The organism is Pseudomonas sp. TWR2-1-1, from assembly GCF_049897045.1.
GTDB classification, from domain to species: Bacteria; Pseudomonadota; Gammaproteobacteria; order Pseudomonadales; family Pseudomonadaceae; genus Aquipseudomonas; species Aquipseudomonas versuta.
This window is the reverse complement of the sequence record NZ_JAFCVM010000002.1, coordinates 351,394-365,066: the sequence shown is the minus strand read 5'-3', so window position 1 is coordinate 365,066 and position 13,673 is coordinate 351,394. Positions and strand designations below refer to the sequence as shown.

Below are 13,673 nucleotides of genomic sequence, written 5' to 3'. Positions count from 1 at the left end.
GGGGTTTAGTCCGGGCGTGGCCGTACCCAATAGCGAAACAGGGGTTCGGCCAGAAACAGTACGAACAGCAAGCGCATCACTTGCAAGGCCGTGACCAACGGCACCGACAACTGCAGGGTCTCTGCGGTCAGGCTCATTTCGGCAATTCCGCCGGGCATCATCCCCAGGGTCATTGAGCGCAGATCGAGCTGAGTCAGGCTGCTCAAGCCGAGTGCGCACAGGCTGGCAATCAGCATCGTCAATGCCGTCCCTATTAATGTGCGGCCAATGAACGACGGGGCACGGCGAAAAAAAGCCCGATTGAAATGGCAGCCCAGTCCGCTGCCAATCAACCATTGGCCCGCCTGGCTGCTGCCATCGGGCAGGCCGATGTGCAAGTCCCACAAAATACTGACGCTGGCGCTGACCAGCAGCGGCCCGAATAACCAGGGGTTGGGCTGGCGCAAACGCTGCCAGATCCAGGCCGCTAGTGCTCCGACCGGAAACAGCAGGACTAACCAGTAGAAGTTGACGGATGCGGGATGCAGCGCTGGAGCGCCTTCGCCGAGCAAGTACTTGAAGGCGGCCGGTACGCACAGCACCACCATCAACACTCTGAGGCTCTGCCCGGCAGCGACCCGGCTCAGCACGGCACCATTGCGCGCGCCCAGATTGACCATTTCCCCCGAGCCGCCCGGCATGCTGGAGAAGAACGCCGTAGCACAGTCTTCACCACTGCGACGCATGATCCACACCCCGATCACGCTCGACACGCTGGTGAGCAGCGCCCCGATAAAGATCAGGCCGAAATGCGCCAGCACCTGCTCCATGACCACGGGGGTGAAGTGCAGGCCGATCCCTATGCCCACAATCCACTGCCCGCATTTACGTCCGCCCGGAATCTCGGCCAACTGCCACGGGGTCAGGCAGCGGACCAAAATGATTGCCAGCAACGAGCCGACCATCCAGGGCAGTGGCCAGCCAATTTGGCTGGCGAGAAAACCGCCGGCCAGGCCGACCAGCGGCGTTCCCCACCAATGCCTGAACCCTTGTTCAGGCATTGGCGAGTGCGCGACGTTTGGCGCTGCGTTTGCGCCAGATGCGCAGAACGGGCATCAGCAGCATGATCGCGGTCAGCACCCAAACCCCCAGCGTGATCGGGCTTGCCCACAGAATTTCCAGTGCACCGTTGGAAATCGACAGGGCCCGACGCAAGTTCTGCTCCATCAGTCCGCCCAGGATGAAGCCCAAAAGCACGGGCGATAGCGGGAAGTCGAGCTTGCGCAGGATATAGCCGAAGATACCGATACCGATCATCAGGAACAGATCGAAAGTCGTGGCGTGGACTGCATAGACACCGATGGCGGTAATAATCGCGATCACCGGCACCAGCGCCCAATTGGGCACGGCAAGAATCCGGGTGAAAATGCGAATCATCGGAATGTTGAGGATCACCAGCATGATGTTGGCGATAAACAAGGACGCGATCAGGCCCCAGACGATATCCGGCTGCTGTTGAAACAACAGCGGGCCGGGCGTGATGTTGTACAGCGACAACGCGCCAATCATCACTGCCGTGGTGCCCGATCCCGGTACACCCAGGGTTAGCATCGGTACCAGGGCACCGCAGGCCGAAGCCCCGATGGCCGTCTCGGGCGCTGCCAGACCGCGCATGTCACCTTCGCCGAATTTGCCGGTGGTACCCGCCAGGCGTTTTTCCGTCATGTAGGCCACGGCGCTGGCCAGGGTTGCGCCGGCACCCGGCAGCACGCCCATGATGAAACCGAGCAGACCGCACCGGATGTTCACCACGAATACCGCGGATGCTTCTTTGAAGTTGAACATCATGCGGCCGGTGGCTTTTACGGCCTCTTGCCCGCGGTGGGTTTTTTCCAGCAGCAACAGGATTTCGCTGATCGAAAACAGGCCCAGTACCAGCACCACAAACTGGATGCCGTCAGTCAGGTGGATGTTGTCCCCTGTGAAACGGTAAACCCCGCTGTTGGCATCGATCCCCACCGTCGACAGAAACAGGCCGATCAAGGCCGCGATAAATGTCTTGAGTGGACGATCTCCGGCCATGCCGCCCAGGCAGACAATGGCGAATACCATCAGTACGAAGTATTCCGCCGGGCCGAAGGCGATCGCCCATTTGGCCAGCAGCGGGGCGAACAGCACCATGCCGCAGGTCGCAATAAAGGCGCCAATGAATGAGCTCCAGGCGGACAGCGAAAGCGCCACGCCTGCCAGGCCTTTACGGGCCATCGGGTAGCCGTCCAGGGTGGTCATGACGGTCGATGCTTCACCGGGGATGTTCAGCAGGATCGAGCTGATACGCCCGCCGTACTCACAGCCCAGGTACACGGCCGCCAGCAGGATCAGCGCAGACTCGGGTGGCAGCCCAAGGGCGAAAGCAATGGGGATCAGCAGGGCGACCCCGTTGATGGGGCCAAGACCTGGAAGCAATCCGACCACGGTGCCAATCAAGGTGCCACACAGTGCGGTGATCAGGTTGTAAGGGGTGAGCGCGACGCCAAAGCCCTGTCCCAAATAGCCAAAAGTATCCATATCAGTTCTCCAGAACGTCGAGCAGGCCAAGTGGCAGCGGAACATCCATGGCTTTATCGAACAGCAGATAAAGAGCGACGCTCATCAAGCTGATGATCACGATGCTCGGCAACCAGCGACCGCCATACAAACGGGCCATCGGGATGCCGACCAGCGCGCTGCTGAGGATAAAACCCAGTGGTTCGAAGGTGCCGGCGAAGACCAGAAGTAGCAGGACACACAGGCCGATCTTGGTCAGAGTCTGGCGATCCAGTTGTGGGTCTTCTTCGCTATGTACGACAGGCGACGGGCGAAAAATCATGTAAATCAAACCCAGTGCCATCAAGGCGAGCATGAGCAAGGGGAAGGCGCGAGGACCTACAGGCTCGTAGGAAAACGCAGCCTGGTAAGGCCAGGCCATCATCGCCAGACCGGCACAGACGATGAGCAGGCCCGAGGCAAAAATTCGTTGGAAGAGCATGGTTCACTCCTGGGCGGTGCCCCCGATATTCAGGGGCTCAGCCAGCGGATGGCGACGGTTACTGGATCAGGCCAAATTCCTGGGCCAGGGTTTTGTAGTCGGCCACCTGTTTTTTCACATAGGTGTCCAGCTCCGGCCCGGTCATGGCGAAGGGGAAGAGTTCACGCTGATCGCGCAGCTTGGCGAACTCTTCAGAGGCCAGCAGTTTGTCGAAAGCGTCTTTCCACCATGCGTAGTCTTCATCGCTGACTTTTGGCCCCAGGTAAAAGCCGCGCACCACTGGCCAGACGATGTCGTAGCCCTGTTCTTTGGCGGTCGGGATGTTCTTCATCTCGGGGTCATCGAGGCGCTCATTGGCGAACACTGCGAGCAGGCGCATATCACCGCTCTGGATGTGCGGCATGGAGTCGGAAATATCGGTGCTGCCTACTTGAATGTGCCCGCCCAGCAGGGCCGTTGCGATTTCACCGCCACCTTCGAGGGCTACATAGCGCAAGTCACGCGGGTTGATTCCGGCGGCCTTGGCGATCAGGGCCGTCTGCATCCAGTCCTGGCTACCGACAGTGCCACCGGAGCCGATGACCACTTTGCCTGGATCTTTCTTCAGGGCCTGAACCAGATCATCGAGGTTCTTGTAGGGCGAATCGCTTTTCACCGCAATCGCGCCATAGCTGGTACCCACGGCGGCGAGCCAGCGCACGGCGTTCTCATCGAAACGACCGAACTTGCCTTGCGCAAGGTTGAGCAGCGAACCACTGGACCAGGCCACCAGAGTGCCGGCGTCGGCCGGGCGCTGTGCGACCACGGCGTTGTAGGCAACGGCGCCAACGCCACCGGGCATGTACGTCACGCGCATCGGTTTGCTGAGCAGTTTTTCGTTCACCAGTGCGCTTTGTGCCAGCTTGCAAGTGAGGTCGAAACCACCGCCGGGGGAGGCCGGTGCGATGCATTCCGGGCGTTTCGGTTCAGCCATCAGTTGGCCGGTGAACAGCAGGCAGCTGGCGGCGAGAGCGACGGTGCGCAGTGATAGGTTCATGGTGTCTCCACAGGCGTTTTTGTTTTTAGGGGGCTGGTGTTGTTCGCTGCTGCCGTTACGCGCGGGCATTGATCGCGCAGGGCTGGCGTGGGGCCTCAGGCGTATTGCGGACAAACTGAAGACGACAGGAAGTCACTCGCAAGCCAGTTGCAGAGTTGGATCGACACGGGGGAAACACAAAGACGGCGGGCATCGGGCTGAAGCGTCAGCATGCGGGGTGCTCCATTATTGTTCTTATTGGCGAAAACGCTTCGAGGCGTTTTTCAGGGCGATACGTTATGACAGTTGTAACTGTCCATTTCCGGATCCTAATCAGCCAACCTTTCGCGAACCTTTCAGTTGCCTTTCATTGGCCTTTCACGGTTTTCGCACTTCACAGTATTTCTGCCGTCTGTACACTCCGCGCAAAGACAGGCCCCCGGCCTGCATAAAAATAATGAGGTAAATCCGATGCGTGTACTTTTGGTCGAGGATCAGTTGCAGTTGGCCGAGAGTGTTGCCCAGGCCTTGAAAAGCACGGGGCTGACCGTGGATGTACTGCACGACGGCGTGGCTGCCGACCTGGCCTTGAGCAGCGAAGAGTATGCGGTGGCGATCCTGGATGTGGGGTTACCACGCATGGACGGTTTTGAAGTGCTGGCGCGTTTGCGCAGTCGGGGCAAGACCCTGCCGGTATTGATGCTGACGGCGCGCAGCGATGTCAGAGACCGGGTACACGGGCTTAATCTTGGGGCCGATGACTATCTGGCCAAACCCTTCGAACTGACTGAGCTTGAGGCAAGGGTCAAAGCCCTGCTGCGCCGAAGTGTGCTGGGCGGGGAGCGTCAGCAGCAGTGCGGAGCTCTGGTGTACGACCTGGGAACCCGACGCTTCACCCTTGGCGAGGAATTGCTGATCCTGACTTCGCGCGAACAAGCGGTGCTTGAGGCGTTGATCGCAAGGCCCGGAAGGGTCATGAGCAAGGAGCAACTGGCGGCCCAGGTATTTGGCCTGGACGAGGAAGCCAGTTCTGATGCCATCGAAATCTATATTCACCGGCTGCGTAAAAAACTCGACGGCCAGGCGGTAGCGATTGTGACCTTCAGGGGCCTGGGGTACTTGCTGGAAGGCCGCGATGTTTAAATTCGACAGCTTGCGCGGGCGCTTATTGTGGAATCTCTCGCTGTTGCTGGTGGCATTGATGCTGGCCAGCGGTTTTAGCGCTTACTTCAATGGCCGTGAAGCTGCCGACACGGCCTATGACCGGACCCTGCTGGCCTCGGCACGGACTATCGCTGCCGGTCTGTCACAACGTGATGGCAGCTTGAGTGCCGATGTCCCTTATGTCGCGCTCGATACTTTTGCCTACGACAGCGCCGGACGTATCTACTACCAAGTCAACGACATTCATCAGCAGCTGATTTCCGGTTATGAACAGTTGCCGGCTCCGCCTGCGGGTACCCCGCGTACCGATGATTACCCGGCTCTGGCGCGGTTTTATAACGGCCAGTATCAGGGGCAAAACGTGCGGGTGGTAAGCCTGCTCAAGGCCGTGAGTGAGCCCAATATGAATGGCATGGCGGAAATTCGGGTTGCCGAAACTGACGAGGCGCGCGTGGCCATGGCGCGTAGTTTGATGGCCGACACGTTATTGCGCCTGGGCATGTTGGGGCTGGGGGCATTAATGGTGGTGTGGTTTGCGGTCAGTGCGGCATTGCGACCGCTGGAGCGTTTGCGCACCGCGGTTGAGGAACGCCAGCCCGATGACTTGCGGCCACTGCCGTTGGTGTCGGTACAGCGAGAGTTGCGGCCATTGGTGCAGGCGCTCAATCACTTTACCGAGCGTTTGCGTGGTCAGTTTGAGCGCCAGGCGCAATTTATTGCCGACGCCGCCCATGAGTTGCGCACCCCCCTGGCGGTGCTCAAGGCCCGGCTCGAATTGGGCTTGCGGGCCCATGACGCGCAGACCTGGCGCATGACCCTTGAACAGGCAGCGAATGACACTGACCGTTTGACCCAGCTGGCGAATCAGTTGCTATCGCTGGCGCGGATTGAAAACGGGGCGCGTGCCATTGCCGAAGGCGGGGCGCAGTTGCTCGATCTTAGCCAGCTGGCCCGTGAGCTGGGAATGGCCATGGCGCCACTCGCCCATGCGCGGGGCGTAGCCTTGGCGCTTGAGGCGGATCAGCCAGTGTGGATGCGCGGCGAGCCCACATTGTTGAGTGAATTGTTAAGCAATCTGGTGGACAACGCCCTGGCCCATACGCCGAAGGGCGGCAATGTGATTCTGCGGGTAACGCCCCATGCCGTGCTTGAGATTGAAGACGACGGGCCGGGCATCCCCCTTGTAGACCGCGAGCGAGTGTTTGAGCGCTTTTATCGACGCAACCATGAGGTGGCAGGCTCGGGGCTCGGGCTGGCGATAGTCGGAGAGATTTGTCGTGCGCACCTGGCACCGATCAGCCTGCACGATGGCGCGCAGGGCGGGTTGAAAGTACGGGTGAGTTTTGTGCTGGCCGGCAGTGGCCGGGCAGGTCAAACAAAACAAACTACGTAGCAGTTGCCGAAGGCTACGTCCGATTGCGCAGCGATCGTAAACCTGCCGGGCCAGACCTATCAGAAAACACGCGATAGACGTTTCTGCGACGACTACGTCGACGGACGCAGCCTTCGGCAGCTGCTACGAAATTAGCGTCTGCTTCAGATAAACATCCCGCGTGCCGCGTTCAGATCGTCCTGGAACTTTTGGTCATCAGCATCCACCCCCAGTTTTTTGAAGGCGGGCAGGCTGCTCAGCTCAAGACCCGCAACTGCGTTGCTGCCTTGAGAGCAGAACAGGGTCGCGATTTGTACCAGGTCGATGTAGTCGATGACCTTGGAGTCGCGAGTGAAGTCCTGATACTGGCCGGGGAGTTTCAGCAACATTTCGGGGAATTCCCACACCGCCAGCAGCTTGTCGCCAATGCGCGGATGAATGCTCTCGATGACGTGATTCAGCGACACCGGATCGAACAGCAGTTCATTGTGGTCTTCGGCGTAGGTCAGAATCGGCAGCACGCCAATTTGATGGACCAGCCCTCCGAGTGCCGCCTGATCAGGCTTGAGTGAGGTGTATCGACGACACAGGGTGTAGCAAATCCCGGCGATCTCCAGACTTTGGCGCCACACGTCGCGCATTTTGTTTTCGACCACGTGCGAACGGGCATGAAAAATCTGTTCCATCACCAGTCCGATCGCCAAGTTACTGCTGTAGTTGACGCCCAAGCGGGTGATGGCGGTATGCAGGTCGGTGACTTCGTAGAGGGCTCGTAGCAGCGGACTGTTGACGACCTTAATCAGTCGCGCCGACAGGGCGGTGTCGCGACCGATGACTTTACTCAGATGACTTACGCTGATTTCAGGGTTTTCTGCTGCTTTGCGGATGTTTAACGCCACTTCCGGTAGCGTGGGCAAAACCAGGTCATCTTTATCGATGGCCTTAATCAAGTCCATTTGGACCTTGTGCGCCAACGTACTCATTTCTGTTCTCTAGCAAGGTGTGGCAATTAGCGCTGGATCTCACGGTCACGGTCTAGCTGGTACGGCAAGTCAAGCAGCGAAAGAGTTGGACCTTGCGCATCACCTATATGGATTTCACCCACTTCTACGGCATCGGCGGTCAGGACGCAAAGCAGCTCGATGCCGTTTTCAGCATGGGCAGCAATCACGACTTCACCCACGCTGCTGCCATGAGCAGGTGCAAACAGTGGCGTTGCGGGGGCGGGCAGTTCGTCGGACTCAAGACGCAGGCGGTAGAGGCGGCGTTTGAGTTTGCCCAGATACTGCATGCGCGCGACGATTTCCTGCCCGGTATAACAGCCTTTTTTGAAGCTGACTGCACCTACCGCTTGCAGGTTGAGCATTTGCGGAATGAACAGTTCGCGGGTCTGGGGCATGACCTGGCCGATGCCAGCACGAATCTGGCCAAGGATCCATTGATTGAGGTCGGCTTCAACCAGTTGCGCTTTGAGGTGTTGTTCCAGGCTTTCTGTCTGCTCAGCAGCTGCCCACAGTTCGGCCCGGCCTTCGCTGACGCGAATGGCGATCAAACCGTTGGCTCTGACCACGCTGTCGGTTTCGGCTGGCAGATTGAGGCCCAGGCTCTCCAGCGCGGCATCTGCCTGGTGCAGGCCAAAGCGCACCCAGCTGGCGCTGTCGTCGGTCAGTTTTGACTTGGAGAAAACGGCATATTTTTTCAGGTCTGCCAATTGCGGCTCGACCAGTTCGCGAGCCATCGCCAGCAGGCAACCTTCGGGCTCAAGAACAATGCGGAAGCTGGACTGCATCCGGCCTTTTTGCATGCAGCGTGCACCCAGGCTCGAGCGCGTCTCGCTCAAATAGTTGAGGTTGCAGGTCAACTGTCCCTGCAGGAACTTGCTGGCGTCATTGCCGATAACGGCGAGAACGCCTTCGTGAGAAAGGGTGCAGAAAAAAGCAGAGTCGGCCATGGGTCATCGCAGGTAATAAAGTCTGGGATACATCATAGAGGTGCGACCTGCAAATGGGTAGTTCAATGCCTGGCGACCAAAGCCGACTGTTCTATGGCGGAACGGGCTGTATACTTGCGCTCTATTTGAGGAGCGCTCCATGGTCGAAGATGTTGAACTCAATCGTCTCTACTGGCACAGCCGTCGCGGCATGCTGGAACTTGACGTGTTGCTGGTGCCTTTCGTCAAGGAAGTGTACGCCACCCTTAATGATGTCGATCGTGAATGCTATCGCAAGCTGCTTGAGTGCGAAGACCAGGATATGTTCGGCTGGTTCATGGAACGCGCAGAGTCCGAGGACCCGGAGTTGCAGCGCATGGTTCGCATGATTCTGGATCGTGTCCAGCCCAAGTAATTATTTCGAGTGCCGCTGGCGTGCCTCCGGGCGATTGCTGGCGGCATGTCTTGCAGCCCAGACCCTGGCGCTGATCTCAATTTGCCTTCTGTCGATTCCTGTCTGGGCACGTGTGTCCGGTGTTTTGCTGTGTCTGGCCCATGGTTATTGGGTGCTGGGGCGCCACATCCGCTTGACCCACTGCTCGGCCTATAGCGGGTTGCGCCGGGATGCCGACGGCTGGCAGTTATGGAACCGTGCCAGGGGCTGGCAGGCCGTGCAATTGCGTCGTGACAGCCTGGCGTTGCCAAGTGTGGTGATCGTGCGCTTCAGAGTGTGCAATGAGCGCTGGGTGCGCACGGTATGCATTCCCCGTGACGCGCTGGCGCCGGATCAGCACCGGCGCTTGCGCGTGCGGCTGAAATTCAGCCGACGTAGGTGGTCGGCACCAGAATAGTGTCCAGGGCCTCGGGCAGCATGTGCGGGTAGTCGAGGGTGTAATGCAGGCCTCGCGACTCTTTTCTCGCCATGGCGCTGCGGATCATCAGCTCGGCCACTTGCGCCAGATTTCGCAGTTCAATCAGGTCGCGGCTGACTTTGTAGTTGCTGTAGAACTCGTCAATCTCATCCAGCAGCAGACGTACGCGGTGCTGTGCCCGTTGCAGGCGTTTGTTGGTGCGTACGATGCCGACGTAGTCCCACATGAAACGCCGCAATTCATCCCAGTTGTGGGCAATGATCACATCTTCATCTGAGTCCGTGACCTGGCTGGCATCCCAGTCAGGGAGGGCGACAGGCGTGGCCACCTGGGGCAGTTGGGCGAGGATGTCGGCGGCTGCCGACTTGGCATATACAAAGCACTCCAGCAGCGAATTGCTGGCCATGCGGTTGGCGCCATGCAAACCGGTGAAGCTGGTTTCACCAATGGCATACAAGCCCGGCACATCGGTGTGGCCATGCTCGTCCACCATCACCCCGCCGCAGGTGTAATGTGCCGCCGGCACCACCGGGATCGCCTGTTTGGTGATGTCGATGGAGAACTCCAGGCAGCGCTCATAGACAGTCGGGAAGTGCGTTTTGATGAAGGCTTCGGACTGGTGGCTGATATCGAGATACACGCAATCGATACCCAGGCGCTTCATCTCGTGGTCGATAGCGCGGGCGACGATATCTCGTGGCGCCAACTCCCCGCGCGGGTCAAAACGATGCATGAAGCGCTCGCCGTCAGGCAGTTTGAGGTGTGCGCCTTCGCCACGTAACGCTTCGGTAATCAGAAAACTTTTGGCCTGGGGGTGATACAGGCATGTGGGGTGGAACTGGTTGAATTCCAGATTCGCCACGCGACACCCGGAACGCCAGGCCATGGCAATGCCATCACCGCAGGCACCGTCGGGGTTGCTGGTATAGAGGTAGACCTTGGCGGCACCACCTGTGGCCAGAATGGTGAAGCGTGAACCGTAGGTCTCGACCTCTCCCGTGCTGCGGTTGAGCACATAAGCCCCCAGGCAGCGATCGCCTTCCAGGCCCAGCCGGCGCTCGGTAATCAGATCAACGGCGACCCGCTGCTCAAGCAATTCAATGTTGGGCCGTTGGCGGGCTTGCTCGAGCAGGGTTTTGAAAATGGCAGCGCCGGTGGCGTCAGCGGCATGGATAATTCGCCGGTGGCTGTGCCCGCCTTCGCGGGTGAGGTGGAACTCAAAGCCCGGCTGTTCGGGGTTTGCGTCTTCATCACGGGTGAAGGGTACACCCTGGTCGATCAGCCACTGGATGGCTTCGCGGCTGTGCTCGACGGTGAACCGCACTGCGTCTTCATGACACAAGCCGCCTCCGGCGTTGAGGGTGTCTTCGACGTGAGACTGCACGGTGTCGGTGTCATCGAGGACGGCGGCCACTCCGCCCTGTGCCCAGAACGTCGAGCCGTTGGCCAGATCGCCTTTGCTGAGCACTGCAATACGCATGTGCCCCGGCAGTGTAAGGGCCAGGCTCAAACCGGCAGCGCCGCTGCCAATCACCAGCACATCATGTTGAAAATGTTGGCTCATTCTTCTTGGATCCGCAAAAAAAGCGCCCTCTAGTATATAGAGGGGGGGATCGGCACAATAGCCGGGCTTTTGTGGCATAGGGAAAGTACAGCGGGCAGGAAGTGTGCCTCAGAGTTGTGGGGCCTGCATGGCGATTTGCACAATTAATCGGCATCCGCCCGCAGCAACTTAGGCCTAGGCTTGTTGCTAGCGCTCATATGGCTTGATTTCGTATGAGGTTTTGAACTTTTCCTGAGGCCAGGGGCTCCATAGAGGGTTGCCCTTCATATGGGAGAACAGCGTTGAATGTGCAGCGGGTTTACGGTTTGACCCCAGCTGTTGAATTTGACGACAAGATTATCGACGCAGCCGGGCAGGCCCGAGCTGCGTTTTCGTGCGTGCCAAATCAGAGTGCGCAGGAAACTTGCCAGGGGGGAGAGAACTTTTGCGTAAAAGCCGAGTCTATGTTTGCAAGCCTGATCAATTAGCAAAGCATTCTTCCTCCCGGTCTTATGAGGAGTATTCATGCTAACCCAGGAAGAGGATCAGCAGCTGGTCGAGCGCGTACAGCGCGGCGACAAGCGAGCTTTCGATCTGCTCGTGTTGAAGTATCAGCACAAAATTCTCGGGTTGATCGTGCGTTTTGTGCACGACACCCATGAAGCCCAGGATGTCGCTCAGGAAGCCTTTATCAAGGCTTACAGGGCACTAGGTAATTTTCGCGGTGACAGCGCCTTTTATACCTGGCTGTACCGTATTGCTATCAATACGGCGAAAAACTATTTGGTGTCCCGCGGTCGACGTCCTCCTGATAGCGATGTGAGTTCTGAAGACGCTGAATTTTATGATGGTGATCACGGTCTCAAGGATCTTGAGTCGCCGGAGCGTGCTTTGCTCCGTGACGAGATTGAGGGCACGGTTCACCGCACCATTCAGCAATTACCAGAAGATTTGCGTACGGCGTTAACTTTACGTGAGTTTGATGGTCTGAGTTACGAGGACATTGCGAGTGTCATGCAATGTCCGGTGGGTACCGTGCGCTCCCGGATTTTCCGCGCTCGGGAAGCCATCGATAAAGCCCTGCAGCCGTTGTTGCAGGAAAACTGAGACAGCGGCGATAGCCAAGAGAGGAACCGCCATGAGTCGTGAAGCCCTGCAGGAATCGCTGTCCGCGGTGATGGATAACGAAGCGGACGAACTGGAATTACGTCGGGTATTAAGTGCCTTTGACGATACACAAACACGTGATACTTGGTCCCGTTACCAGTTGGCACGTGCTGTGATGCACAAGGACTTGTTGATTCCGAATCTGGACATCGCATCAGCCGTTTCGGCCGCTTTGGCCGAAGAGCAGACGCCTGCCAAAGTCGTACGTGGCCCGTGGCGCGGTATCGGTCGTCTGGCCGTCGCTGCCTCGGTCACAGTTGCTGTATTGGCGGGTGTAAGACTGTACAACCAGGATGACATTGTCGGTAACCAGCTGGCGCAGCAAAACGCTCCGCAGAGCCTGAGTGCTCCGATGGTGAAAGGCCCGGCAGTATTGGCGAACTACAGCGAGAGCTCCGACCAGGCCACCGGTCCAATGGCTAACGGCGTTCTGCAAGGTCAACCTGGATGGCAAGATCAGCGTTTGCCGGGTTACCTGCGCCAGCATGCACAGCAAGCCGCGTTGAAGGGTACTGAAAGCCCTCTGCCTTATGCTCGTGCTGCCAGCCTGGAAAACCGTTAAGGACCATCATGCGCGTCCTACCTCTGCTACCTTTTCTGCTCACTGGTTTATTTGTTGTTCCTGCCCAGGCCGATGAAGCCAGGGACTGGCTTAAACGCCTCGGGCAGGCCGAGCAACAGCAAAGCTACCAGGGCACTTTCGTCTACGAACGCAACGGCAGTTTTTCTACCCATGGTATCTGGCACCTGGTGCAAAACGGGTCCGTGCGTGAACGACTGATGCAATTGGACGGAGCTGCGCAAGAGGTTGTTCGTGAAGATGGTCGCCCCGAGTGCGTCAGTGGCAAGATTATCTCCGGGCTCGGAGATACTCCGGTCACCACCGCGCGACAGCTCAACACCGAGCGCCTTAATGACTGGTATTCGGTCGCAAAAGTTGGCGATTCACGGGTCGCTGGCCGGCCTGTATCCGTCATTGCTTTCACGCCTCGCGACCAGCATCGCTACGGGGTTGAACTGTATCTGGATAACGAAACAGGTTTGGCACTGAAATCATTGTTACTCAATGACAAGGGGCAGTTGCTTGAGCGTTTTCAGTTTACAACTCTTGATACAACGCCTCCGGATGACAGTGAGCTCAAGCCCACCGGTAAATGCCGTCCTGTTGTCGCGGCTGATCCTGCGCCATCTGCGGTCAAAACTACCCATGTCTGGCATTCAGACTGGTTACCTCCGGGTTTTGAACTGATCAGCAGTACTGTGCGCAATGACCCTCAGACCAAGTCTGAAGTTACCAGCCTTTTGTACGACGATGGTTTGACGCGCTTCTCGGTGTTTCTTGAGCCACTGAAGGGGAGCTCTGTACCCGATACGCGATTACAACTGGGCCCGACCGTTGCGGTCTCCAGGCATCTCACTACCCCCGGGGGTGACATGATGGCCACGGTTGTGGGGGAGATTCCGATGGGTACCGCAGAGCGGATTGCGCTCTCGATGCGTGCCGGTCAGAACGATCCTGCTCCGCAGGGCAAGCCATAGTGGTGTTCGGAAATGATCGGTGAGCGTTCAGATTCACCAGACATTTTATCTCTACATACAGGTC

14 protein-coding genes are annotated in these 13,673 nt (G+C 58.3%); 7 read left to right on the top strand and 7 right to left on the bottom strand.

The window, feature by feature from the left end:
* Positions 1-5: 5 nt before the first annotated feature.
* The 4 genes from ACP7BO_RS06615 to ACP7BO_RS06600 are packed head-to-tail and all read right to left on the bottom strand — an operon-like array spanning position 6 to position 4,043.
* The gene (locus ACP7BO_RS06615) at positions 6-1,040 is read right to left on the bottom strand and encodes an AbrB family transcriptional regulator (protein ID WP_426209219.1); all 1,035 of its coding nucleotides are present in this window, start codon (positions 1,038-1,040) and stop codon (positions 6-8) included.
* Complete coding sequence (locus ACP7BO_RS06610; protein ID WP_060694661.1) at positions 1,033-2,547, bottom strand: tripartite tricarboxylate transporter permease; 1,515 nt, start codon at positions 2,545-2,547, stop codon at positions 1,033-1,035. Before ACP7BO_RS06610 ends, ACP7BO_RS06615 begins: the two co-directional genes overlap by 8 nt.
* A 1-nt stretch (position 2,548) precedes the next feature.
* Positions 2,549-3,007, bottom strand: a complete 459-nt coding sequence (locus tag ACP7BO_RS06605; RefSeq protein ID WP_397454578.1) for a tripartite tricarboxylate transporter TctB family protein — start codon at positions 3,005-3,007, stop codon at positions 2,549-2,551.
* 58 nt (positions 3,008-3,065) lie between these two features.
* Positions 3,066-4,043: a Bug family tripartite tricarboxylate transporter substrate binding protein gene (locus tag ACP7BO_RS06600; protein WP_426209216.1), complete on the bottom strand. Its 978-nt coding sequence runs from the start codon at positions 4,041-4,043 to the stop codon at positions 3,066-3,068.
* 450 nt (positions 4,044-4,493) lie between these two features.
* Here ACP7BO_RS06600 and ACP7BO_RS06595 point away from each other — a divergent pair, with 450 nt between their 5' ends.
* Together ACP7BO_RS06595 and ACP7BO_RS06590 are read left to right on the top strand one after the other, a co-directional pair.
* Positions 4,494-5,165, top strand: a complete 672-nt coding sequence (locus ACP7BO_RS06595; protein ID WP_426209214.1) for a response regulator — start codon at positions 4,494-4,496, stop codon at positions 5,163-5,165.
* Positions 5,158-6,579: a sensor histidine kinase gene (locus tag ACP7BO_RS06590; protein ID WP_426209212.1), complete on the top strand. Its 1,422-nt coding sequence runs from the start codon at positions 5,158-5,160 to the stop codon at positions 6,577-6,579. Before ACP7BO_RS06595 ends, ACP7BO_RS06590 begins: the two co-directional genes overlap by 8 nt.
* Before the next feature lie 143 nt (positions 6,580-6,722).
* On the opposite strand, the gene ACP7BO_RS06585 is transcribed toward ACP7BO_RS06590, so the two are convergent.
* Positions 6,723-7,541, bottom strand: coding sequence for an HDOD domain-containing protein (locus ACP7BO_RS06585; protein WP_397454576.1), 819 nt, complete (start codon positions 7,539-7,541; stop codon positions 6,723-6,725).
* Positions 7,542-7,567: 26 nt separating this feature from the next.
* Positions 7,568-8,509: a YgfZ/GcvT domain-containing protein gene (locus tag ACP7BO_RS06580; RefSeq protein ID WP_426209209.1), complete on the bottom strand. Its 942-nt coding sequence runs from the start codon at positions 8,507-8,509 to the stop codon at positions 7,568-7,570.
* Positions 8,510-8,648: 139 nt separating this feature from the next.
* Between ACP7BO_RS06580 and ACP7BO_RS06575 the strand changes: the two genes are divergently transcribed.
* Complete coding sequence (locus tag ACP7BO_RS06575; protein ID WP_003440597.1) at positions 8,649-8,903, top strand: succinate dehydrogenase assembly factor 2; 255 nt, start codon at positions 8,649-8,651, stop codon at positions 8,901-8,903.
* On the top strand, positions 8,887-9,339 hold the full coding sequence (locus tag ACP7BO_RS06570; protein ID WP_426209207.1) for a protein YgfX: 453 nt from the start codon (positions 8,887-8,889) through the stop codon (positions 9,337-9,339). Before ACP7BO_RS06575 ends, ACP7BO_RS06570 begins: the two co-directional genes overlap by 17 nt.
* Here ACP7BO_RS06570 and nadB read toward each other — a convergent pair.
* Positions 9,308-10,924, bottom strand: a complete 1,617-nt coding sequence (nadB, locus tag ACP7BO_RS06565) for an L-aspartate oxidase (RefSeq protein ID WP_060694647.1) — start codon at positions 10,922-10,924, stop codon at positions 9,308-9,310. The genes ACP7BO_RS06570 and nadB overlap by 32 nt on opposite strands.
* A gap of 504 nt (positions 10,925-11,428) precedes the next feature.
* Here nadB and rpoE point away from each other — a divergent pair.
* The 3 genes from rpoE to ACP7BO_RS06550 are packed head-to-tail and all read left to right on the top strand — an operon-like array spanning position 11,429 to position 13,609.
* Positions 11,429-12,010 carry an RNA polymerase sigma factor RpoE gene (rpoE, locus tag ACP7BO_RS06560; protein WP_003172477.1) on the top strand — a complete coding sequence of 194 codons (582 nt, stop codon included), beginning with the start codon at positions 11,429-11,431 and terminating at the stop codon, positions 12,008-12,010.
* A gap of 31 nt (positions 12,011-12,041) precedes the next feature.
* Positions 12,042-12,632 (top strand): sigma-E factor negative regulatory protein, encoded by a 591-nt coding sequence (locus ACP7BO_RS06555; RefSeq protein WP_060694645.1) that lies wholly within the window; start codon positions 12,042-12,044, stop codon positions 12,630-12,632.
* An 8-nt stretch (positions 12,633-12,640) separates the two neighbouring features.
* Entirely contained in the window at positions 12,641-13,609 is a 969-nt protein-coding gene (locus ACP7BO_RS06550) for a MucB/RseB C-terminal domain-containing protein (RefSeq protein WP_426209205.1), read from the top strand.
* Positions 13,610-13,673: the final 64 nt, after the last annotated feature.